Annotated in this window: 25 protein-coding genes; 14 read left to right on the forward strand and 11 right to left on the reverse strand. The window is 54.2% G+C overall.

Features of this window, described 5'->3' with window-relative positions; genetic code table 11:
• The first annotated feature begins 639 nt into the window (after window positions 1–639).
• From mnmL to ACE38U_RS09890, 7 genes are all read left to right on the forward strand, one after another.
• Window positions 640–1572 (forward strand): tRNA modification radical SAM protein MnmL/YtqA, encoded by a 933-nt coding sequence (gene mnmL / locus ACE38U_RS09860; RefSeq protein ID WP_176981502.1) that lies wholly within the window; start codon window positions 640–642, stop codon window positions 1570–1572.
• A gap of 61 nt (window positions 1573–1633) precedes the next feature.
• Window positions 1634–3976, forward strand: coding sequence for an aerobic respiration two-component sensor histidine kinase ArcB (gene arcB, locus ACE38U_RS09865; protein WP_038478407.1), 2343 nt, complete (start codon window positions 1634–1636; stop codon window positions 3974–3976).
• 232 nt (window positions 3977–4208) lie between these two features.
• Window positions 4209–4862, forward strand: coding sequence for an isoprenoid biosynthesis glyoxalase ElbB (elbB, locus tag ACE38U_RS09870; RefSeq protein ID WP_038478410.1), 654 nt, complete (start codon window positions 4209–4211; stop codon window positions 4860–4862).
• Window positions 4859–5587, forward strand: coding sequence for a monofunctional biosynthetic peptidoglycan transglycosylase (gene mtgA / locus ACE38U_RS09875; RefSeq protein ID WP_038478413.1), 729 nt, complete (start codon window positions 4859–4861; stop codon window positions 5585–5587). The genes elbB and mtgA overlap by 4 nt, the downstream gene beginning before the upstream one ends.
• A gap of 73 nt (window positions 5588–5660) precedes the next feature.
• Window positions 5661–6788: a sugar diacid recognition domain-containing protein gene (locus tag ACE38U_RS09880; protein ID WP_038483137.1), complete on the forward strand. Its 1128-nt coding sequence runs from the start codon at window positions 5661–5663 to the stop codon at window positions 6786–6788.
• 139 nt (window positions 6789–6927) lie between these two features.
• A complete protein-coding gene (locus tag ACE38U_RS09885; RefSeq protein ID WP_038478416.1) occupies window positions 6928–8196 on the forward strand; it encodes a GntP family permease in 1269 nt (422 codons plus the stop codon).
• Between the two features lie 10 nt (window positions 8197–8206).
• The gene (locus ACE38U_RS09890; RefSeq protein ID WP_375529663.1) at window positions 8207–9343 is read left to right on the forward strand and encodes a glycerate kinase; all 1137 of its coding nucleotides are present in this window, start codon (window positions 8207–8209) and stop codon (window positions 9341–9343) included.
• 17 nt (window positions 9344–9360) lie between these two features.
• Here ACE38U_RS09890 and npr read toward each other — a convergent pair whose 3' ends face one another.
• The 11 genes from npr to ACE38U_RS09945 all read right to left on the reverse strand — a co-directional run bounded on the left by npr (window position 9361) and on the right by ACE38U_RS09945 (window position 17287).
• On the reverse strand, window positions 9361–9633 hold the full coding sequence (gene npr / locus ACE38U_RS09895) for a PTS phosphocarrier protein NPr (protein WP_038478422.1): 273 nt from the start codon (window positions 9631–9633) through the stop codon (window positions 9361–9363).
• Window positions 9630–10484, reverse strand: coding sequence for an RNase adapter RapZ (gene rapZ, locus ACE38U_RS09900; protein WP_008454836.1), 855 nt, complete (start codon window positions 10482–10484; stop codon window positions 9630–9632). The genes npr and rapZ overlap by 4 nt, the downstream gene beginning before the upstream one ends.
• Window positions 10485–10530: 46 nt before the next feature.
• Window positions 10531–11028: a PTS IIA-like nitrogen regulatory protein PtsN gene (gene ptsN, locus ACE38U_RS09905; protein WP_038478425.1), complete on the reverse strand. Its 498-nt coding sequence runs from the start codon at window positions 11026–11028 to the stop codon at window positions 10531–10533.
• An 82-nt stretch (window positions 11029–11110) separates the two neighbouring features.
• Window positions 11111–11398 carry a ribosome hibernation promoting factor gene (gene hpf / locus ACE38U_RS09910; RefSeq protein ID WP_038478427.1) on the reverse strand — a complete coding sequence of 96 codons (288 nt, stop codon included), beginning with the start codon at window positions 11396–11398 and terminating at the stop codon, window positions 11111–11113.
• 22 nt (window positions 11399–11420) lie between these two features.
• Window positions 11421–12854 carry an RNA polymerase factor sigma-54 gene (rpoN, locus tag ACE38U_RS09915; protein WP_375529664.1) on the reverse strand — a complete coding sequence of 478 codons (1434 nt, stop codon included), beginning with the start codon at window positions 12852–12854 and terminating at the stop codon, window positions 11421–11423.
• 48 nt (window positions 12855–12902) lie between these two features.
• A complete protein-coding gene (lptB, locus tag ACE38U_RS09920) occupies window positions 12903–13628 on the reverse strand; it encodes an LPS export ABC transporter ATP-binding protein (RefSeq protein WP_038478433.1) in 726 nt (241 codons plus the stop codon).
• A 6-nt stretch (window positions 13629–13634) separates the two neighbouring features.
• Window positions 13635–14186: a lipopolysaccharide ABC transporter substrate-binding protein LptA gene (gene lptA / locus ACE38U_RS09925; protein WP_038478436.1), complete on the reverse strand. Its 552-nt coding sequence runs from the start codon at window positions 14184–14186 to the stop codon at window positions 13635–13637.
• Window positions 14155–14727, reverse strand: coding sequence for an LPS export ABC transporter periplasmic protein LptC (gene lptC / locus ACE38U_RS09930; protein WP_375529665.1), 573 nt, complete (start codon window positions 14725–14727; stop codon window positions 14155–14157). Before lptC ends, lptA begins: the two co-directional genes overlap by 32 nt.
• A complete protein-coding gene (gene kdsC, locus ACE38U_RS09935; RefSeq protein WP_038478442.1) occupies window positions 14724–15290 on the reverse strand; it encodes a 3-deoxy-manno-octulosonate-8-phosphatase KdsC in 567 nt (188 codons plus the stop codon). The genes lptC and kdsC overlap by 4 nt, the downstream gene beginning before the upstream one ends.
• Window positions 15291–15306: 16 nt before the next feature.
• Window positions 15307–16293, reverse strand: a complete 987-nt coding sequence (gene kdsD / locus ACE38U_RS09940; protein ID WP_038478445.1) for an arabinose-5-phosphate isomerase KdsD — start codon at window positions 16291–16293, stop codon at window positions 15307–15309.
• Window positions 16294–16309: 16 nt separating this feature from the next.
• Window positions 16310–17287, reverse strand: coding sequence for a calcium/sodium antiporter (locus ACE38U_RS09945; protein ID WP_038478448.1), 978 nt, complete (start codon window positions 17285–17287; stop codon window positions 16310–16312).
• Between the two features lie 229 nt (window positions 17288–17516).
• On the opposite strand from ACE38U_RS09945, the gene mlaF reads away from it, so the two are divergent.
• The 7 genes from mlaF (at window position 17517) to murA (ending at window position 22331) form a co-directional block, all read left to right on the forward strand.
• A complete protein-coding gene (mlaF, locus tag ACE38U_RS09950; RefSeq protein ID WP_038478450.1) occupies window positions 17517–18332 on the forward strand; it encodes a phospholipid ABC transporter ATP-binding protein MlaF in 816 nt (271 codons plus the stop codon).
• A gap of 7 nt (window positions 18333–18339) precedes the next feature.
• On the forward strand, window positions 18340–19122 hold the full coding sequence (gene mlaE, locus ACE38U_RS09955; RefSeq protein WP_038478453.1) for a lipid asymmetry maintenance ABC transporter permease subunit MlaE: 783 nt from the start codon (window positions 18340–18342) through the stop codon (window positions 19120–19122).
• 4 nt (window positions 19123–19126) lie between these two features.
• On the forward strand, window positions 19127–19678 hold the full coding sequence (gene mlaD / locus ACE38U_RS09960) for an outer membrane lipid asymmetry maintenance protein MlaD (RefSeq protein WP_375529666.1): 552 nt from the start codon (window positions 19127–19129) through the stop codon (window positions 19676–19678).
• 17 nt (window positions 19679–19695) lie between these two features.
• Window positions 19696–20325, forward strand: coding sequence for a phospholipid-binding protein MlaC (gene mlaC, locus ACE38U_RS09965; RefSeq protein ID WP_038478459.1), 630 nt, complete (start codon window positions 19696–19698; stop codon window positions 20323–20325).
• Complete coding sequence (gene mlaB, locus ACE38U_RS09970) at window positions 20325–20627, forward strand: lipid asymmetry maintenance protein MlaB (RefSeq protein WP_038478462.1); 303 nt, start codon at window positions 20325–20327, stop codon at window positions 20625–20627. Before mlaC ends, mlaB begins: the two co-directional genes overlap by 1 nt.
• 133 nt (window positions 20628–20760) lie before the next feature.
• On the forward strand, window positions 20761–21015 hold the full coding sequence (gene ibaG / locus ACE38U_RS09975; RefSeq protein WP_038478465.1) for a BolA family iron metabolism protein IbaG: 255 nt from the start codon (window positions 20761–20763) through the stop codon (window positions 21013–21015).
• Between the two features lie 53 nt (window positions 21016–21068).
• Window positions 21069–22331 carry a UDP-N-acetylglucosamine 1-carboxyvinyltransferase gene (gene murA / locus ACE38U_RS09980; RefSeq protein WP_038478468.1) on the forward strand — a complete coding sequence of 421 codons (1263 nt, stop codon included), beginning with the start codon at window positions 21069–21071 and terminating at the stop codon, window positions 22329–22331.
• Window positions 22332–22346: the final 15 nt, after the last annotated feature.

Consider the following 22346-nt stretch of genomic DNA (forward strand, 5'->3'; position numbering starts at 1 on the left):
TTGCGCGTGGACGCAGCAAGGGCATGGCGACGGGGTTTGCGCATCATACGCTTGCCTCGCGTGTCGCCCTCTTAATGTCCAACGCATCCGGTGTCACAAGTGTTGAGGACTTGCTTTAGAGGGAATCTCAATTACTGCATAAATATGATGGGCACAGAACCCATCCAGAAAGCTTCCAGCGGATTTCCAAGTTATCGGGAAAGAGCACACAGGTCAAATGGCATTCTTATTTATACATAATTGTGCTAAGAGCGTCCTAAGGATATGAATACAATGATATTTTGCGCTTTTTTGCCTGTGGCGGCAGCGCGGCAAACGCCGGGGGTTATGTGATCGTCCTCACTATACTGAAGCCCAGGGAACTCCAGACCATGCTGGCATCAGTGGTATTGCTAGCACGATATGCTACTTAACCCCCATGGAGTGCAGCATGACACTGTTTTTCACCGCTCGTCATATTCTTTAAATAAAGGGCAGCATCATAAGGAAAAGTAATTAAGCCTTATTTGAATAGGGTTGCACTTATTTTGAGTTTATATGCAATAGATAAGGCTGCGCCGAAGCGATTGATCCAGGTCATCGCCGCTGCGAGAAGAAAATGGCAGGCTAGGCCCCTTTTTCGGGACGGCCCATCAGATTATGCAGTTACAGAAATTAGTCAATATGTTTGGCGGCGATCTCTCTCGTCGCTATGGGCAAAAGGTCCATAAACTCACGCTGCATGGCGGGTTTAGCTGTCCTAATCGCGACGGCACTATCGGGCGAGGCGGCTGCACCTTTTGCAACGTGGCCTCTTTTGCCGACGAAGCCCAGCAGCACAGCTCCATTGCAGAACAGCTCGCGCATCAGGCCAGTCGGGTGAATCGCGCCCAGCGTTATCTGGCCTATTTCCAGGCTTACACCAGCACCTGGGCTGAAGTGCAGGTTCTGCGTGCTATGTATCAGCAGGCGGTAAGCCAGACCAGCATTGTTGGGCTGTGTGTGGGCACCCGGCCCGACTGCGTGCCAGACGGCGTGCTCGATCTGCTGAGCGACTACCATGAGCAAGGCTATGAAGTGTGGCTGGAGCTGGGTTTGCAGACGGCGAATGACAAAACGCTGCACCGCATCAACCGTGGGCATGATTTTGCCTGCTATCAGGAGACAACGAGGCGGGCTCGGGCGCGTGGTTTAAAGGTTTGCAGTCATCTTATCGTTGGCCTGCCCGGTGAAGGTCAGCAGCAATGCATGGACACGCTGGAAAAAGTGGTTGAAACCGGCGTGGATGGCCTGAAGCTGCATCCTCTGCATATTGTGGAAGGCAGTATTATGGCCAAAAGCTGGCGGGCAGGACGTCTGGAGGGGATTGCGCTGGATGAGTATGTGGTTACCGCCGGAGAAATGATTCGCCACACGCCGCTTGATGTCGTATTTCATCGTATTTCGGCTAACGCCAGGCGCCCCACGCTGCTGGCACCTTTGTGGTGTGAAAACCGCTGGGCTGCGATGGTGGATATCGACCGCTATTTGCTGGCTCATGGGGCGCAGGGTTCAGCGCTGGGAACGCCGTGGGATCTCTCAGTTCTTTCGTAAATCCTGAGTACGAGTCCTTTTTGCGGTATATTTAGCGCATCCACGGCGAAGGAATCGTTCCATGAAGCAAATCCGGTTATTGGCGCAGTATTACGTTGATCTTATGGTGAAGCTGGGGTTAGTCCGCTTCTCCCTGCTGCTGGCCTCCGCGCTGGTCGTGCTGGCGATGGTGGTGCAAATGGCCGTCACCATGCTGCTGCGCGGGCAGGTCGAAAGTATTGACGTTGTTCGTTCTATCTTCTTTGGCTTGTTGATTACGCCCTGGGCGGTTTACTTCCTGTCTGTTGTTGTCGAGCAGCTCGAGGAGTCCAGGCAGCGGCTGTCGAAGCTGGTGGAAAAGCTGGAAGAGATGCGCGAGCGGGATCTTATCCTTAACGTCCAGCTTAAGGACAATATTGCCCAGCTAAACCAGGAGATAGCCGACCGCGTGAAAGCGGAAGCCGAACGCCAGACCATGCTTGAGCAGCTTAAAGTCGAGATGCAGGAGCGTGAAGAGACGCAAATCCGCCTCGAACAGCAATCCTCTTTCCTGCGTTCTTTCCTTGATGCTTCTCCTGACCTGGTCTTCTATCGCAATGAAGACCGAGAGTTTTCCGGCTGTAACAGGGCCATGGAGCTGCTGACCGGCAAGAGTGAGAAACAGCTGGTTCATCTTAAACCGCAGGACGTGTACACGTCTGAAGCGGCAGAGAAAGTGCTGGAAACGGACGAAAAGGTATTCCGCCACAACGTTTCTCTGACCTATGAGCAGTGGCTTGATTATCCGGATGGGCGAAAAGCCTGTTTCGAAATCCGAAAAGTGCCTTATTACGACCGCGTCGGTAAACGCCACGGGTTGATGGGGTTTGGCCGCGATATTACCGAGCGTAAACGCTACCAGGACGCGCTTGAGCGCGCGAGCCGGGACAAGACAACCTTCATCTCAACCATCAGCCACGAGCTGCGTACTCCGCTCAACGGCATTGTCGGCCTGAGTCGTATTCTGCTGGATACCGATCTCACCGCCGAACAAACCAATTACCTGAAAACGATCCACGTTTCCGCCATCACGCTTGGCAACATCTTCAACGATATTATCGATATGGATAAGCTCGAGCGCCGCAAAGTCCAGCTCGATAACCAGCCGGTTGATTTCACCAGCTTCATCGCCGACCTTGAAAACCTTTCTGGCCTGCAGGCTCAGCAAAAAGGGCTGTCGTTTGTGATGGACCCTACTCTGCCGCTACCGCACAAGGTGGTGACGGACGGTACTCGCCTGCGTCAGATCCTTTGGAACCTGATCAGCAACGCCGTGAAATTTACCCCCAAAGGGGGGCTGGTGACGGTGCGCGTCCGCTATGAAGAGGAGAGCTGCCTGCGCTTTGAGGTTCAGGACTCCGGGATTGGTATTCCGGTGGATGAGCAGGACAAAATTTTTGCCATGTATTACCAGGTAAAAGACAGCCACGGCGGCAAGCCTGCGACCGGGACCGGCATTGGGCTGGCGGTTTCTCGCCGTCTGGCGAAAAGCATGGGCGGAGACATTACCGTTACCAGCAAGCCGGGTGAAGGATCGCTGTTCACGCTGACCGTTCAGGCGCCGAGCGTGGCGGAAGAAGTAGAGGACACGCTAGAAGATGACGATATGCCATTGCCGGCACTGCACGTGCTGCTGGTGGAGGATATCGAGCTGAACGTCATCGTAGCGCGTTCGGTTCTGGAAAAACTCGGCAATAGCGTAGATGTGGCGATGACCGGGAAAGACGCGCTGGAGATGTTTATTCCGGGCGAATATGACCTTGTGCTGCTTGATATCCAACTGCCGGATATGACCGGGCTGGATATCTCTCGCGAACTGAATAAGCGTTTTAGCAAAGATGAGCTGCCGCCGCTGGTGGCGCTGACCGCCAACGTGCTGAAAAACAAGCAAGAGTATCTTGAGGCCGGGATGGACGACGTGCTAAGCAAGCCGCTCGCCGTGCCGGCATTGATGTCGATGATCCAAAAATTCTGGGATAACCAGATAACGGACAAGGAGCCTGTGGTGACAAAAGTCGATAGTGAAAAACAGCAAGCGCTGCTCGATATTCCGATGCTCGAACAATATATCGAGCTGGTTGGGCCAAAACTTATTACCGACGGCCTGGCTATGTTTGAAAAAATGATGCCGGGTTATTTAGAGGTGCTCGATTCCAATATGACCGCGCGGGATAACAAAGGCGTGGTGGAAGAGGGGCATAAAATTAAAGGTGCTGCTGGCTCCATTGGTTTAAGGCATTTACAGCAGGTTGCCCAGCAAATTCAGTCTCCGGATCTTCCCGCCTGGTCAGATAACGTTGGTGAATGGATTGAGGAGCTGAAACAAGAGTGGCAGCATGATGTTAGCGTATTAAAAGCATGGGTTGCGGACGCTGGAAAAAAATGACCCCGGCCAGGCCGGGGTGCGCGAATACTGCGCCAACACCAGGGAAAACAGGGTTGCGCCTTTTTTAAGCGTTGAATTATTGAACGGCACAACCAGCAATTCGCAGGCTGTCAGCCATATAAGATAGCAAACCTTAAAATATTTGTTACGTGAATCAGTAAAATATGTGAAGCATAGCGATCAAATTAACGCGGCTGATACTGATTCACGCCTGACGAAAAGGAACAAGCGAATGAAAAAAATAGGCGTAGTGCTGAGCGGCTGTGGAGTTTATGACGGCAGCGAGATCCATGAGGCGGTGTTAACGTTGCTGGCGCTTTCTCGTGCCGGGGCAGAAGCCATCTGCTTTGCACCGGATAAAGCACAGTCCGACGTTATCGATCATTTAACCGGTGAGCCAGCCGCAGAAACGCGCAATGTTCTGCAGGAGGCGGCACGCATCACTCGGGGCAGAATTCATCCCTTGCGTGAGGCAGCATCAGAAACCCTGGATGGATTGATTGTACCGGGCGGTTTTGGCGCGGCTAAAAACCTGAGCACCTTTGCCTCGCAGGGCGTTGATTGCGAGGTTGATGCAGATTTACGCCGCCTTGCGAGGGAATGCCACGAGCAGGGGAAACCGCTGGGTTTCATGTGCATTGCTCCGGCGATGCTGCCGAAGATTCTGGATATGCCGCTGCGCCTGACCATTGGCACCGACATTGATACCGCTGAATTGCTGGAAGCGATGGGGGCGGAACATGTCCCCTGCCCGGTGGACGATATCGTTGTTGATGAAGAACAGAAAGTCGTGACGACCCCGGCCTACATGCTGGCGCAAAACATCGCTGAAGCCGCCGTGGGTATCGACAAGCTGGTGGCCCGCGTGCTGGAACTTAGCGCATGAGAAAAGGGCGTTTTGCGCCGTGGCAGTGGGTTAAGCGCTGGTTGTTTAAAGTTCTGCTGGCGGTTGCGTGCGTGTGGTTCATGGGGATCCTGGTTTTCCGCTTTATTCCCGTGCCTTTTTCTGCGGTGATGGTAGAGCGGCAGCTCAGCGCATGGTTTAGCGGTAATTTTAGCTACGTTGCTCATTCTGACTGGGTTTCAATGGATGAGATCTCGCCGTGGATGGGGCTGGCCGTGATTGCCTCTGAGGACCAAAAGTTTCCTGAACATTGGGGCTTTGATACGGACGCCATAGAAAAGGCGCTGGCGCATAACGAGCGCCATGAAAGAAGGGTGCGAGGCGCATCGACGCTCTCTCAGCAAACCGCGAAGAACCTGTTTTTATGGGATGGCCGAAGCTGGCTGCGTAAAGGTTTGGAAGCAGGCCTGACGGTGGGGATTGAGACGGCATGGAGCAAGCGGCGTATTCTGACCGTGTATCTCAACATTGCTGAATTTGGCGAAGGGGTTTTTGGCGTGGAAGAAGCCTCCCGGCGCTATTTCAACAAACCCGCTAGCCGCCTGACGCCGGCCGAAGCCGCACTGCTGGCAGCCGTCCTGCCTAACCCGATTCGTTTTAAAGCCAACGCGCCGTCAGGGTATATACGCCAGCGTCAGCAGTGGATTTTGCGGCAGATGCGCCAGCTGGGCGGGGAGTCTTTCCTCGGGCAGCACAATTTAAATTAGGCTACCGTGGACTCGTCGCGGTAGCTCTCAGCGTTCCCTCTCTGCCGTCTATCCGGCAAGGTAAACCGCCATGATGATGACCTCCTGCCTTAGAGAAGATACCGCCCGACAAATTGTCCAGCGCACGATGAACATCATCGACCATTCGGTGAATGTGATGAGCGAGCAGGGCGTAATTATTGCCTCCGGCGATCCTCGCCGTCTGCACCAGCGTCATGAAGGTGCGGTCCTGGCGCTCACGGAAAACAGGACGGTAATCATCGATGAAGCCTCCGCGCGCCGACTTAAAGGGGTGAAACCCGGTATTAATCTGCCCATTGTTTTTCGTCAGCAGATTGTGGGCGTGGTCGGTATTTCCGGTGAACCGGAGAAAGTACAGGCTTACGCGGAACTGGTGAAAATGGCCGCCGAGCTGATTCTGGAGCAGGCGGAAATGCTAGAGCAAAATCAGTGGGAAAAGCGCTATCGGGAGCAACTCGCCGCCCAGATTATTTCCGGACAGCAAAGTCTGGCGGAACTGCGCCCGATGGCCAGCGGCCTTGGGGTGGATCTTGAGCTGCCGCGCGTGGCTTTGATGATTCACTTTTCATCTCAGCAGACTCTGCGTCAGCGTGAACTGCTGGAACGCCTCAGCAACTACGACAGCCAGGTCCTGGTCACGCCATTCGGTTTTGAACAAATAGCGATGCTGCTGCCGTTGGGGGGAGGGCGCATCGAGGAACGCCAGGCATTGCTGAAAAAAATGCTGCGTAAGCTTCACTCTCAGCTGCTGGCGCATTTTGACGTCACTCTTTCTGTCGGTGGTTTATTCGACGGAAACGATGCCTTAAGGCGCTCCTGGCTTAGCGCTGTGGCGCTGCACAAGATGGCTTCACGCCAAAAAATAGGGCAGTCGACGCTGTACTATCAGGATCTTTTATTACCCGTACTGATTAACGGTCTCGCCGGAAGCTGGCAGGCGGACGAAATGGGGCGGGCGTGGCGGACGCTCTGCGAGGCTGACCCTAAAGGCGTTCTGCGCCGTACGCTGCGCTGCTATTTTGAACAGAATTGTGATCTGTCTCAAACGACGAAATTACTGCATATCCACGTGAATACCTTGCGCTATCGGCTAAGCAAAATAGAATCGATAACGGCATTAGATATTAATAAGTTAGATTCCATTCTTCAGCTATTTATCGGCATGCAGCTCAGCGACTGATTTGTAGCAATCTACAAAAAACCTCTTTTTCGGCGCTTATTTTCTGGCGCTTCGTCTCAAGCTATTCGCCGCCCGCCCAGGGTAATGTCCCGTCCGTACCCATTCAATCTCCCTAAAAAAATCAAAACAGGAGTGATATATGACCACGGTTTCGGCTCTGGGCGCCCTGGTGGCGCTGGTTGTCTCTATTGTGCTTATTTTACGCAAGGTGCCGCCTGCCTACGGCATGATTGCTGGCGCGCTGGCGGGCGGTTTGGTCGGCGGCGCGGACTTAGTCCAGACAATTTCATTGATGATTACCGGGGCGCAGGGCATCACCAACGCGGTACTGCGCATTCTGGGGGCTGGCATTCTGGCTGGCGTACTGATTGAGTCCGGCGCCGCCAACACCATCGCCGAAACTATCGTGCGCAGGGTTGGAGAGAAGCGTGCCCTGCTTGCCCTGGCGGTGGCCACCATGCTGCTGACCGCCGTCGGCGTGTTTATCGACGTGGCGGTCATAACCGTTTCACCTATTGCGCTGGCGATAGCCCATCGGGCGGATATTTCGAAAATGGCTATTCTGCTGGCGATGATTGGCGGCGGAAAGGCCGGTAACGTCATGTCGCCCAACCCCAATACTATCGCGGCGGCTGACGCTTTCCATGTGCCTCTTACCGATTTGATGATGGCCGGCGTGGTGCCGGGGTTATTTGGCCTGGTGCTGGCCTATTTTCTGGCAAAACGGCTGAAGCATCGTGGCTCCAAAGTGGGCATCAATGAGCTGGTTGCGGTGAAAACAGAGAAGGCTTTACCGGCCTTCGGGGCGGCAATAGCGGCCCCGCTGGTGGCTATCTTTCTGCTGGCGCTGCGTCCGATTGCCGGCATCGCCATTGATCCACTGGTCGCGCTGCCGATAGGCGGCCTGATCGGGTCTATAGTGATGGGGCAGTGGCGGCAGACGAACCATTATATGGTGTCGGGGCTGGCTCGAATGTCTCCGGTGGCGATTATGCTACTGGGAACAGGGACGCTGGCCGGGATTATCGCTAACTCAGGGCTGAAGGATGTTTTGATTAGCGGCTTAACGGCCTCCGGAATGCCGTCTTATCTGCTGGCACCTTTCTCCGGGGCGCTGATGTCGATGGCTACGGCCTCTACGACTGCCGGGACCGCGGTAGCTTCGGCAGTGTTTAGCTCAACGCTTATCGATATGGGCATTACCGCGCTGGCAGGTGCGGCAATGATCCATGCCGGGGCGACGGTGCTGGACCATATGCCTCACGGCAGTTTTTTCCACGCCACCGGGGGCAGCGTCAATATGCAGGTTCACGAACGCTTAAAGCTGCTTCCCTATGAAACGGCCGTCGGCCTGGCGATCGCTTTTGTGTCGACCCTGATGTTTGGCGTATTTAATTTAGCGGGTTAATGAGGTAGCCATGAAAATTGTTATTGCCCCTGATTCTTTTAAAGAAAGCCTGACCGCGATGCAGGTAGCCGAGGCTATTGAGCAAGGTTTTCGCCAGATCTATCCGCATGCTGACTATCTCAAACTGCCGATGGCCGACGGTGGAGAAGGCACCGTGGAGTCGATGGTGGCGGCCACAGAAGGGAAAATCATCCCGGTAACGGTCACCGGCCCGCTCGGGCTGCCTGTGGACGCTTTCTTCGGGCTGACGGGAGACGGTGATACCGCGATCATCGAGATGGCGGCCGCTTCAGGGTTGCATCTGGTTGTGCCGGAAAAGCGTAACCCGCTGCTGACCGGAACGTTTGGTACGGGTGAGCTTATCCTGGCGGCACTTGAGCACGGCGCACGTAAAATCATTATTGGCATCGGCGGCAGCGCGACAAACGATGGCGGGGCGGGAATGATGCAGGCGCTGGGGGCTAAACTCTGTGATGTGCAGGGCAATGAGATTGGCGCCGGCGGTGCGGCACTGGCTGAACTCTCAACTCTTGATCTTAGCCTGCTGGATGCTCGCCTTGCTGAGTGCGATATTCTTGTTGCCTGTGATGTCGATAATCCTTTGTGCGGCAAGTATGGTGCGTCGGCGGTCTTTGGCCCCCAAAAAGGTGCTACGTCAGAGCAGGTGCAGCAGCTTGATGCCGCTCTGATGCATTACGGCAACCTGATTGAGCGCGTCAGCGGTAAAGGCGTTATCAACGTTGCAGGTGCCGGTGCGGCGGGCGGAATGGGCGCTTCTTTGTCGGGCTTGCTTAATGCCCGCCTGCAGCCGGGCGTGGCGATTGTCACCGAAGCGTTGCGTCTTGCCGAGGCCGTTCAGGGCGCCGATCTGGTGATTACCGGGGAAGGGCGCATAGACAGCCAGACGATCCACGGGAAAACGCCGATAGGCGTGGCAAGAGTGGCTAAGCGTTTTAATGTGCCGGTTATCGCCCTGGCTGGGGGCATGACGGCAGATTACGGCGTGGTGCATCAGCACGGTCTCGATGCCGTTTTCTCGGTGCTTAATCGGGTTCAGACGCTGCCAGAGGCGATGGAGCAGGCGAGGGATAATATTTGCGTGACGGCGCGGAACGTTGCCGCAGTATGGAAATTAGCGCGCGGTTAATACCGCGCGCAAAGTCTTTAGTCTTCGTCAAACCCGGCGTTGAACAAAGCAATCACGGCAGCCAGGGCCTGTTCTTCTTCCGGGCCCGTTACTTCAATTTCGATATGGCCACCCTTGGCAGAGTCCAGCATCAGAAGCGCGATAACGCTGCTGGCTTCTGCTTCGGTGCCCGCTTCGTTTCTCAGCATGACTTCAGCGTCAAAACTTTGTACCAGCTCAAACAGTTTCATCGCCGGGCGAGCATGCATGCCCAGCTTGTTGGTTATTTCAACGGTTTGCTTTACGGTCATGTTTTACGTTTTTCCAGCGTGCGGTGACGGGACTGGACGTTCTTGCCGCGTGAGCGGAAGTAGTCGGCCAGCTGCTCAGCTATATAAACCGAACGGTGTTTACCGCCGGTACAGCCAATCGCCACGGTCAGGTAGCTACGGTTATTGGTTTCCAGCATCGGTAACCATAGCTCAAGATAGCTGCGGGTCTGATAGATAAAATTGTGTACTTCTGTGTGCCTGTCGAGGAACGCGGCAACCGGGCGATCCAGGCCGGTCATCGGGCGCAGCTTCGGGTCCCAGTGCGGGTTAGGAAGAAAGCGCACGTCAAACACATAATCGGCATCAATCGGTATACCGTGCTTGAAGCCGAAGGACTCAAATACCATCGTCAGTTCGCGTTCACGTTTGCCCAGCAGGCGAGTACGCAGCATTTCTGCCAGCTCATGCACCGACATTTCTGAAGTGTCGATAATCAGGTCGGCCCGCGATTTGAGCGGTTCCAGCAGATCGCTTTCTTCGTCAATGGCGCTTTCCAGAGAGAGATTTTTGCTGGAGAGCGGATGAAGACGGCGCGTATCGCTATAGCGACGGATCAGCGTATTACGATCGGCATCCAGGAACAGCAGCTGCGGGGAAAAAGCGTCCGGCAGGCTGTCCATTGCGTGCTCGAAGATTTCCGGCGACTCCGGCATGTTGCGCACGTCGATGCTGACCGCCGCGGAAATTTGCCGGTCGGCAAGCGTTTTCGCCAGCTCTGGTAGCAGAACGACCGGCAGGTTATCCACGCAGTAGAATCCCATATCTTCCAGTGCGCGCAAGGCTACAGACTTCCCTGAACCTGAGCGGCCGCTGACAATCATCAGCACCATGTAATCATTCCCCCGATTTATCTGTCTGAGACATTAAACGCGCTGATTATTCGTTTTCGCTGCCGTTATCGACTTCTGTTTCAGTAATTATCTGGTAAAGCTCTTCATCGCTGCTGGCCGAGCGCAGCCGACGACAAATGGTTTTATCCGCCAGACGCTTGGCCACAAGGGAAAGCGTGTGGAGGTGCGTTTTTGTCTGGTCTGCCGGTACCAGTAACGCAAACAGCAGATCGACCGGCTGGTTATCGATGGCGTCAAACGCGATAGGCGTTTCCAGTTGGATAAAGACGCCGACGGCCCGGAGCGTATCCTCCTCCAGCTTGCCGTGGGGAATGGCAATGCCGTTACCAATGCCGGTACTGCCCATACGTTCGCGGGTGAGTACGGCTTCGAACACCACCTGCGGCGGCAGGCCAAGCTGTTTTGCTGCCAGTTCGCTGATGATTTCCAGCGCACGTTTTTTACTCTGACAGTGGACGCCACTGCGAGTACATTCCTGGTTAAGGACATTGCTCAGTTGTAGAGCGGAATCGTTGTTCATCATAAGTTCACCTAAGCACTTTTTGTGCAAACGGCCCGCTACACGGGCAGCGGGCCGGCCATATGCACATTGGATGCCCGGATTATCAGTGTTGTTTTAGTTTATCTTTGTGTTTCGTTAACTGTCGGGCCAGTTTATCAATCAGACCGTCAATCGCGGCATACATGTCCTGGCCTTCGGCGCTGGCATGCAGTTCTCCACCATTCACATGCAGCGTAGCATCCGCTGTATGGGTGACTTTTTCCACCTTTAATACAATATAGACCTGGTTGATTCTGTCGAAGTACTGCTCCAGTTTGGCAAACTTCGTGTTCACAAATTCACGCAGTGCATCAGTGATCTCGACGTTTTGTCCCGTAATGTTGAGCTGCATAGTGTCTTCCTTATCGGTGAAGTCACACCAGCTGCTTGCGCTGGTTTGACGGTGGAATGGATAAAGACTCTCGGTACTTCGCAACTGTGCGGCGAGCAACCATAATACCTTGATCCGACAGCAGGGTGGTTAACTTGCTGTCGCTCAATGGTTTGGCTGGGTTTTCCGCAGCAATTAACTTCTTCACCAGCGCCCGAATTGCCGTGGAGGAGGCTTCGCCGCCGCCTTCGGTATTGACGTGGCTGGAGAAGAAATACTTCAATTCAAAGATGCCGCGCGGGCTATGCAAATACTTCTGGGTGGTCACCCTTGAGATAGTCGATTCGTGCATCTCGACCGCCTGAGCGATGTCGGCGAGCACCATCGGCTTCATGTGTTCTTCACCGTGTTCGAAGAACGCCTGCTGCTGCTCGACGATGCAACGGCTCACGCGCAATAACGTATCATTGCGGCTTTCCAGGCTTTTAATCAACCATTTCGCTTCCTGCAGATTGCTGCGAATAAACTGCGAGTCGCTGTCATTGCGCGTGTTGCCGCCCATGGCTGCATACTGCTGGTTGATTTTGAGGCGTGGAATGCTGTCTGCGTTAAGCTCAACGACCCAGCGTGCCAGGTGCTTACGGACCAGTACATCAGGGATAACGTACTCCGGTTCGCCGGTTTGAATCGACTGGCCAGGGCGAGGGTCGAGGGATTGGATCAGGCACATGGCCTCTTTCAGGGCGTCTTCTTTAATGCGCGTGACCCGCATTAAATTACGGAAATCGTGATTCGCCAGCAGATCTAAATGATCGCTTACGATTAACCTGGCCTCTGCCAGCCAGGGTGTGTCTTTGGCGTATTGAGAAAGTTGAATAAGCAGGCAATCGCGTAAGTCTCTTGCCGCAACGCCAACGGGATCAAAGCGTTGAATTCGCTTCAGCACGGCCTCAACTTCGTCCAGGCTCACATCGTCGTGGCCCAGACTTTCCAGAATGTCTTCCAGAGGAACGGTGAGATACCCGGTTTCATCGACAGCATCGACGATGGAGGTCGCGATCGCGGTATCCGTATCGGAAAACGGCGTCAGATCAACCTGCCACATCAGGTAATCCTGAAGTGACTGGGTGGTTTCACCCTGATAGACAGGAAGCTCGTCATCGAGATAGTCGGTACCTGTCCCTGAAGGCGTACCGGCGGTGTAGATTTCATCCCAGCTGGCATCCAGCGGCAGCTCATCGGGCATCTCTTTCTGCTCGAGGGCTTCACGGGTGTCCATTGCTTCGTTCTCAGGCATCTCCTGAGTCTCGATCTCATCATGCAGGTCGGTTTGCTCAAGCAATGGATTACTGTCCAGTGCCTGCTGGAGTTCTTGCTGAAGCTCTAACGTTGAAAGCTGCAACAGGCGGATGGCCTGCTGTAGCTGGGGCGTCATAGCAAGTTGTTGGCTAAGCCGTAATTGCAAACCTTGCTTCATGTTCAGAGCAAACGTCCTCAAATAAGTCGTGTAAGACTTCCCACCCTATCAGAGTCTGAACTCTTCGCCCAGATAGACTCGCTTAACTTGCTCGTCTTCAAGGATTTCTTCCGGCGTGCCGTGGGCAATCAGATGCCCCTGACTAACGATATAGGCGCGTTCGCAGACGGCCAGTGTTTCGCGCACGTTATGGTCAGTAATCAACACGCCGAGGCCGCTGTCACGCAGATGCTCGATGATGCGTTTGATATCGATAACGGAAATAGGGTCAACCCCGGCAAAGGGCTCATCCAGCAAAATGAATTTCGGGTTGGCCGCCAGCGCGCGGGCGATTTCAACGCGGCGGCGCTCACCGCCGGACAGCGATTGCCCAAGGTTGTTGCGCAGGTGCGAGATGTGGAACTCTTCCATCAGCTCGTTAGCGCGATCGTCACGCTGCTCTGACGTCAGGTCATCGCGAATCTGCAGCACCGCCATCAGGTTATCAAACACGCTCAGGCGGCGGAAAATGGACGCTTCCTGCGGCAGATAACCGATACCACGACGGGCACGGGCATGCAGTGGAAGCAGGCTGATATCGTCATCATCAATGATAATGTTTCCCGCATCACGAGGCACGATGCCAACGACCATGTAAAACGTCGTGGTTTTACCGGCGCCGTTTGGCCCAAGCAGCCCCACGATTTCACCCGAATTTACGGTCAGGCTGACGTCTTCGACAACGCGGCGGCCTTTGTAGGCCTTGGCGAGGTTTTTCGCAATTAAAGTTGCCATAACGAATCAGTTACTCTTTTTTTGTGCCGGCTGCTGGCCGTTTTTATTCTGCAGCTGAGACGGCACCAGCACGGTAGTAACGCGTTTGCCTTTCTCGCTAAACGCCTGCATTTTTTGATCCTTCACCAGATACGTAATCTTGTCGCCGGTGATGTTGCTGTCCAGTTGTTCAAGGTAAGCGTTACCGGTCAGCACCACGAAGTCGTTAGCCAGTTCATAGTGCATGGTGGAGGCGTGGCCTTTTACCGGCTTACCGCTGTCCTGCATTTGATAGAAGGTCGCAGGCTTGCCGTAGCCATCAATCACCTCTTTGCCCTGCTCGCCGCCAGGGCGGGTGACAACAACTTTATCGGCGTTGATTTTGATACTGCCCTGCGTCACAACGACATTACCGGTGAAGGTGACAACGTTGCCCTGCATATCGAGGGACTGTTGGTCAGATTCGATATGAATAGGCTGTTCGGTGTCGCCCGTCAGGGCCCAGGCTGACAAAGGTGCGGCAAAAAGCGAACCAAGCAGAACAAGTTTAAGGCTGAGTTTGTTTATTCTGGATTTCATAAGAGGTTTTAACCTTTTCAATCAGCTGTGCAGTTTGGCTGCGTAAGTTGCCACGCATTTTCAGGCCACTGGAGTTAAATGTGGTGCCGTACAGGGTAACAAGATCGTCAGAAGCGACATCCTGAGTAATTAAATTCACCTGCGCATTGTCCGTCGTAATTTTGCGTAACTGCGAGTCTGGCGTTAGCGCTGTGACGACGACGTTACCGTACAGATAGAGCATCTTGTCATTGGTAAGTTTGGCGCGATCTGCGTGAATTTCCCAGGTAGCAATTTTATTTTCATCGTACTGCGTCATTACCGGCCTGGTGAACCACGAAATACCGGTATCCGAGAAGTATTCAACGTGTTGAGCGATAAGCTTATAGTTCAGCGCGCCCTGCGGGTTATAGACAATCGTTGTGGATAATTCACTTTGATAAGTCGGGGTATCGTTGTTAACGGCTACGCCCGGCTCGTCTTTATCCGTCAAATTCAGGCCGATCAGCACTAATGCCGCAATGGCGAGCAGGAAAATAATCCAACGTCTGGTCTTGCTCATATGGATTGCCCTTTGGCCTCGTCAAGTTTACCCTGCGCCATCAACAGCAGATCGCAAATTTCCCGCACTGCACCTCGCCCACCGCTGATTCTGGTCACGTAATCCGCTTTTGGCGTCAATAATGGGTGCGCGTCGGCTACCGCAACGCTTAAACCCACCTGCTCCATAACCGGCCAGTCGATAAGATCGTCGCCAATGTAGGCAACTTGCTCCGGTAAAAGCGCGACTTTTGACAGCAGATCGCGAAACGCGACCAGTTTATCGGACTGCCCCTGATAAAGGTGGGTGATGCCCAATGTTGCGCAGCGATCTTCCAGCAGCTTTGCTTTCCTGCCAGTAATAATAGCGACTTCAATTCCGGAGGTCAGGGCGCAGCGAATACCATAGCCATCACGCACGTTGAAGGCTTTAAGCTCTTCGCCGCTGTTGCCCATGTAAATAAGGCCGTCGGACATTACGCCATCGACGTCCAGAATCAGCAGGCGAATCTCTTTCGCCCGCGCTATGACCTGCGCGCTTACCGGCCCGTAGCAGGTATCAAGCAGCGCATCACGGTTACTCATTAAGGCTAATCCTTTTTTAAACTACGCCTGCGCGCAGCATGTCATGCATATGTACCACACCCAGCAACTGGTCGCCATCCGCGACCATAACCGAGGTGATATGGCGGGACTGCATCAGGTTTAATGCATCTACCGCCAATGTGCCAGGGCGTACGCGAATGCCGCCGGTCGTCATGACATCAGCAATGCGTAAGGTATTTAAATCGGCTCCCATATCGAACACGCGACGTAAATCGCCGTCGGTAAAGATGCCTTCAATTTTCATCAGGTCATTGCAGATGACCGTCATCCCCATATTTTTACGGGTAATTTCCAACAGCGCATCGCGTAGCGACGCCTCTTTGCTCACGTGCGGGATATCATCGCCTGTGTGCATGATGTCGTTGACGCGTAAGAGCAGTTTGCGGCCCAGCGCGCCGCCAGGGTGAGACAGTGCGAAGTCTTCAGCGGTGAACCCACGGGCTTTCAGCAAGGCTACGGCCAGGGCGTCACCCATGACCAGCGTCGCTGTGGTGCTGGTGGTCGGCGCCAGGCCAAGCGGGCATGCTTCCTGAGGGACTTTAATGCACAGATGGATATCCGCCGCGCGGCCCATTGAGCTTTCCGGGCGTGCGGTCATGCAAATCAACGGCACCTGCAGGCGTTTTAATACCGGAATGAGCGCCAGAATTTCATTCGACTCGCCGGAGTTAGAAACCGCAATGACGATATCCTGCGCCGTGACCATACCCAGGTCGCCGTGGCTGGCTTCTCCCGGGTGCACAAAAAAGGCCGGGGTGCCTGTACTGGCAAAGGTTGCCGCCATTTTTTTACCGATATGGCCTGATTTCCCCATGCCCATGACGACAACTTTGCCCGGGCAGTAGAAAATCTTTTCGCAGGCCTGTGAAAAATCGTCGTTGATGTACTGGTCAAGCTGAGCCAGGCCTTCACGTTCAATATTGAGCACGTCTTTGCCCGCTTGTTGAAAGTCAAAACCCGGCGCTAAATCTATATGAGACATAATTCCTGTTTCCGTTTTATCCGACGACAGGTGGCGCAACAAACCACAGCACCACGATCCATATGATAAACCCACATGTTAACAGAGCGCCGGCGAGCTTGCCGATTTGGCGTGGTTTACGCCAGCACAGCACGGCAAAAACAGCACTTACCGCTAACATCAGCCAGTAATCCCGGGCGAAAGCCAGCGGATTCAGGCTGCCGGGCGCCACCAGTGCGGGGATCCCGAGAACAAAAACGACGTTAAAAATATTCGACCCGATAATATTACCGATCGCGATATCATCTTCACCTTTGCGTGCACCGGCGATAGCGGTTGCCAGTTCCGGCAGGCTGGTCCCCACGGCGATAATCGTCAAGCCAATCACCAGCTCGCTTACGCCGAAATAGTGGGCCAGCACTGAGGCATTATCGATAACCATCCGCGTCGCCATCGGCATGATAACTAACGCAACGCCCAGCCATAAAAACGCGACCGACAGGCTGCCTTCCTGAGGAAGCTCAGCGAGCTGTTCCCGCGTCAGGCTATCAACGCCCTGGCGCTCGGCAAGGCGGCCTATTCTAATGATAAACACCAGATATAACACTGCCATCGTCAGCAGCATGATACCTTCTGCCTGCGTCAGCTCACCGTCATATAAAAAAAGGCCTGCGGCGGCACTTACCGCCAACATTAGGGGCAATTCACGCCGTAGAATATCGGAATTAACGGTAAATGGGTGTAATAGCGCTGCGAGCCCCAAAATCAGCATTATATTGGTGATATTAGAGCCGATGGCCGTGCCGACGGCTAAATCCAGCTGGCCGTGCAGCGCGGAAGAGCTGGCGATGATAATTTCAGGAAGTGAAGTGCCGATGCTGACCACCGTCATGCCGATAATCAGCGGTGGGATCCCGATACTGCGACAAAGGATCGCTGCGGCGAAAACTAAACGGTCGGCGCCATAGACCACCAGAAGTAAACCAATAATTAATAGCGCCGTAGCTAACAGCATGAAAAATCCTTTCTTAGGGTATAATCGCCGATCCTGAGGGCCTGAAGGCTCGGGCAAAGCGAAGTGCTGCCTGAACCCGGCGATAAGTCTTAATTCTGACTTTATGCGGCGGAAAAGTAAAACAAATGCCAGCTTTCGCTAACCCGCACAGGTAATATTCTGTAAAAATGTTGGGTTTTAGCATCTCTTTAAGGCCATGCTTGCCGGCAAACACAAAAAAGGAAGGGCGATGAGTCAGACTGGAGCGAATCTGGTTGAGATCCGCGGGATGAGTTTTTCCCGTGGCGAACGCCAGATCTTCGAGAATATTTCGCTGACCGTACCTCGTGGCAAGGTGACGGCGATCATGGGGCCATCGGGGATCGGTAAGACTACGCTTTTAAAGCTTATTGGTGGGCAGATCCAGCCCGACAGCGGCGAGATCCTGTTTGACGGAGAAAACGTTCCGGCGATGTCACGTTCGCGGCTTTTCACCGTTCGCAAGCGTATGAGCATGCTGTTCCAGTCAGGTGCTTTATTTACCGATCTTAACGTGTTCGAAAATGTGGCTTACCCACTGCGTGAGCATCGCCAGTTACCGGAACCTTTGCTGCAAAGCACGGTGATGATGAAGCTGGAAGCGGTAGGGCTTCGTGGTGCCGCGAAACTTATGCCTTCTGAACTATCCGGCGGTATGGCTCGCCGCGCAGCTTTGGCCCGCGCGATTGCGCTTGAGCCAGACCTGATCATGTTTGACGAACCTTTTGTTGGTCAGGATCCGATAACCATGGGCGTTCTGGTTAAACTCATCTCTGAACTCAACAGTTCGCTCGGTGTCACCTGCATTGTGGTATCGCACGACGTTCCGGAAGTATTAAGCATCGCGGATTACGCTTATATTGCCGCCGACCAGCACATTGTTGCGCACGGTAGCCCGGCGGAACTTCGCGAAAATCATGATCCCCGTGTTCGACAATTCCTTGACGGGATCGCTGACGGTCCGGTGCCATTCCGCTATCCGGCCGGGGATTATCAACAAGATTTGTTATCTGGAACGAGGAGCTAAACTGCTCATGCTGCTAAATGCACTGGCCTCTTTCGGGCGACGTGGGATAAAAACCTGCGCCTCGTTCGGGCGTGCCGGACTGATGTTATTCAACGCGCTGGTCGGGAAACCTGAGTTTCGCAAACATGCGCCGTTGCTGGTGCGTCAGCTTTATAACGTCGGCGTATTGTCGATGCTGATCATCATGGTTTCCGGTCTGTTCATCGGGATGGTGCTTGGGCTTCAGGGCTACCTGGTTCTGACGACCTACAGCGCCGAGTCGAGTCTCGGCATGCTGGTGGCGCTCTCCTTGCTTCGTGAACTTGGCCCGGTCGTTGCCGCGCTGCTGTTTGCCGGGCGTGCGGGTTCTGCTTTAACCGCCGAAATTGGCCTGATGCGCGCTACCGAACAGCTTTCCAGCATGGAGATGATGGCGGTTGACCCGCTGCGCCGTGTTGTCTCGCCGCGCTTTTGGGCCGGGGTGATTTCACTGCCGCTGTTGACGCTTATTTTTGTCGCCGTAGGCGTTTGGGGCGGTGCTCTGGTGGGCGTTAACTGGAAAGGCATTGATGCCGGTTTCTTCTGGTCAGCAATGCAAAATGCGGTTTCCTGGCGGCTTGATTTGGTTAACTGCGTCATTAAAAGCGTGGTGTTCGCCATTACCGTAACGTGGATTGCGTTATTCAACGGGTACGATGCTATTCCGACCTCGGCGGGAATTAGCCGGGCAACCACACGCACCGTTGTGCACGCTTCTCTGGCCGTTCTGGGCCTCGATTTTGTGCTGACAGCACTGATGTTTGGGAATTGAGTTCATGCAAACAAAGAAATTTGAAGTTTGGGTTGGTGCTTTTCTGCTGGTAGCGCTGGTTGCCATTGTTTTTCTCTGCCTGAAGGTGGCTAACGTCACGTCTCTGCGCAGTGAGCCGACCTATCGGGTCTACGCCACATTCGACAACATTGGCGGCCTGAAAATGAGTTCGCCTGTTCGCCTTGGCGGCGTGGTGATTGGTCGTGTTGATGGCATCGCCCTCGATCCCAAAACGTACCTGCCTCGCGTAACGCTGGATATCGAACAGCGCTACAACCAGATCCCGGATACCAGCTCCCTGGCTATTCGTACTTCTGGCCTGCTGGGTGAGCAGTATATTGCCCTTAATCTCGGTTTTGATGACCCGGAACTCGGGTCATCTATGCTTAAAGACGGCAGTACCATCCAGGATACGAAGTCTGCGTTGGTACTTGAGGACCTGATTGGCCAGTTCCTCTATAAGAGCGGCAACGGCGACAACAAGAATTCTGGCGATGCCGAGGCGCATCCTGCGGGTCATACTGATACCGCGCCGCAGCCAGGGACCACGAATTAATTTAAGAGGAACGAACAATGTTTAAGCGTCTTATGATGGTTGCCATGCTGGTGATAGCCCCGTTTGCGATGGCGGCCGATCAAACCAACCCTTACAAGTTAATGAACGAGGCGGCGCAGAAGACCTTTGACCGCCTGAAGGCTGAGCAGCCTAAAATTCGGCAGAACCCGAATTATCTGCGCGATATCGTCGGCCAGGAGCTGTTGCCTTACGTGCAGATTAAATACGCTGGAGCATTGGTGCTGGGTCGTTACTATAAAGACGCCACGCCTGCGCAGCGCGACGCCTACTTTAAGGCTTTCGAAGAATACCTGAAGCAGGCATATGGTCAGGCGCTGGCGATGTATCACGGTCAGACTTACCAGATAGCCCCGGAGCAGCCGCTGGGCAACGCGGATATTATTGCGATCCGCGTGACGATTATCGATCCCAATGGCCGGCCGCCGGTGCGTCTTGACTTCCAGTGGCGTAAAAATAGCCAAACGGGCAACTGGCAGGCCTACGACATGATCGCCGAAGGGATCAGCATGATCACCACTAAACAGAACGAGTGGAGCGACCTGCTGCGTACCAAAGGGATTGATGGTTTGACCGCACAGCTGCAGTCCATTTCGAAGCAGCCGATTACTCTGGACAGTAAACAGTAATGGCGGAAGAACTGAGCTGGAAACAGGAAGGTGCCACGTTGCACTTTTTTGGCGAGCTGGATGGAGATACCGTTCAGCAGCTTTGGGCGCAGCGCGAGAAGACGGTCGCCGGAATTACCGTCTTTGAGCTTAGCGGCCTGACGCGTGTTGATACTGCAGGGCTGGCGTTGCTTATCCACCTGACAGCCATCGCCACCCGTCAGGGACGCGAGGTTGAGCTGCGGGGAGCCAGTGAGAATTTGCGCACGCTGGCTCAGCTCTACAATCTGCCAGAGACGCTGCTGCCGCATCTGGCAGGCTAATGATTTCAGCACGTTACTTTCAAAGCCCTCGAACTGTTAAGTTCCGGGGCTTTTTGCTTATTTAAGCGGACGCCACTTTCCTCTAAGATGTGTGGCTTATTTCATCATTTATTAATCGACGAATAGATACCCCATGGAAAATCATGAAATTCAGACAGTGCTGATGAACGCACTGCCCCTCCAGGAAGTCCACGTCTCGGGCGATGGCAGCCACTTTCAGGTGATAGCGGTGGGTGAGTTATTCGCCGAGTTAAGTCGCGTCAAGAAACAGCAAACGGTCTATGCTCCGCTGATGGAATTTATCGCGGATAATCGCATCCATGCCGTTTCCATCAAGACCTACACGCCGGAAGAGTGGGCGCGCGATCGCAAACTGAATGGTTTTTGAATCATCGGCTCCGGCTGATGATAACGTTTTGAATTTAAAAGAGAGCAGTTTCAATGGATAAATTTCGTGTGCAGGGGCCAACTCGCCTGAGTGGTGAAGTGACAATCTCAGGGGCTAAAAACGCCGCGCTGCCAATCCTCTTCGCAGCCCTTCTGGCGGAAGAGCCGGTAGAGATTCAGAACGTTCCAAAGCTGAAAGACATTGATACCACCATGAAGCTGCTGAGCCAGCTGGGTACCAAGGTTGAGCGCAATGGTTCCGTCTTCATTGATGCCAGCGGCGTGAATATCTTTTGTGCGCCATACGACCTGGTAAAAACCATGCGCGCGTCTATCTGGGCTCTGGGGCCACTGGTTGCGCGTTTTGGACAAGGGCAGGTTTCTCTGCCTGGCGGTTGTGCCATTGGTGCTCGTCCGGTTGACCTGCATATTACCGGTCTCGAGCAGCTGGGCGCAGAGATTAAGCTGGAAGAAGGCTACGTTAAGGCTTCGGTAAACGGCCGCCTTAAAGGGGCCCACATTGTGATGGATAAGGTGAGCGTGGGCGCTACCGTCACCATCATGAGTGCAGCCACGCTTGCTGAAGGCAAGACGGTGATTGAAAACGCCGCTCGTGAACCTGAAATCGTCGATACGGCGAACTTCCTCAACACTCTGGGCGCGAAGATCAGCGGTGCGGGCACAGATCGCATTACTATCGAAGGTGTTGCTCGTTTGGGCGGCGGCGTTTATCGCGTTCTACCTGACCGCATTGAAACCGGGACCTTCCTGGTGGCTGCAGCTATTTCAGGCGGTAAAATCCTCTGCCGTAACGCGCAGCCTGACACCCTAGATGCGGTTCTGGCTAAGCTGCGTGAAGCAGGTGCTGAGGTTGAAACCGGTGAAGACTGGATAAGCCTTGATATGCACGGCCAGCGTCCAAAAGGCGTGACGGTTCGTACGGCCCCACACCCTGGCTTCCCTACCGATATGCAGGCGCAATTCACCCTGCTGAACCTGGTGGCTGAAGGGACGGGCGTGATCACCGAAACTATCTTCGAAAACCGCTTTATGCATGTGCCTGAGTTAATTCGTATGGGCGCGCACGCGGAAATCGAAAGCAACACCGTTATCTGTCATGGCGTTGAGACACTTTCTGGTGCTCAGGTCATGGCGACAGATCTCCGCGCGTCAGCAAGCCTTGTTCTGGCTGGCTGTATTGCAGAGGGCACGACGGTGGTTGACCGTATTTACCACATCGACCGCGGCTATGAGCGCATTGAAGATAAGCTTCAGGCGCTGGGCGCGAAAATCGAACGCGTGAAGGGAAGCGAGTAAGCCTCCCTTAGCAAG

The sequence above is a fragment of the Cedecea selenatireducens genome, from assembly GCF_042138895.1.
Taxonomy (GTDB): domain Bacteria; phylum Pseudomonadota; class Gammaproteobacteria; order Enterobacterales; family Enterobacteriaceae; genus Cedecea; species Cedecea selenatireducens.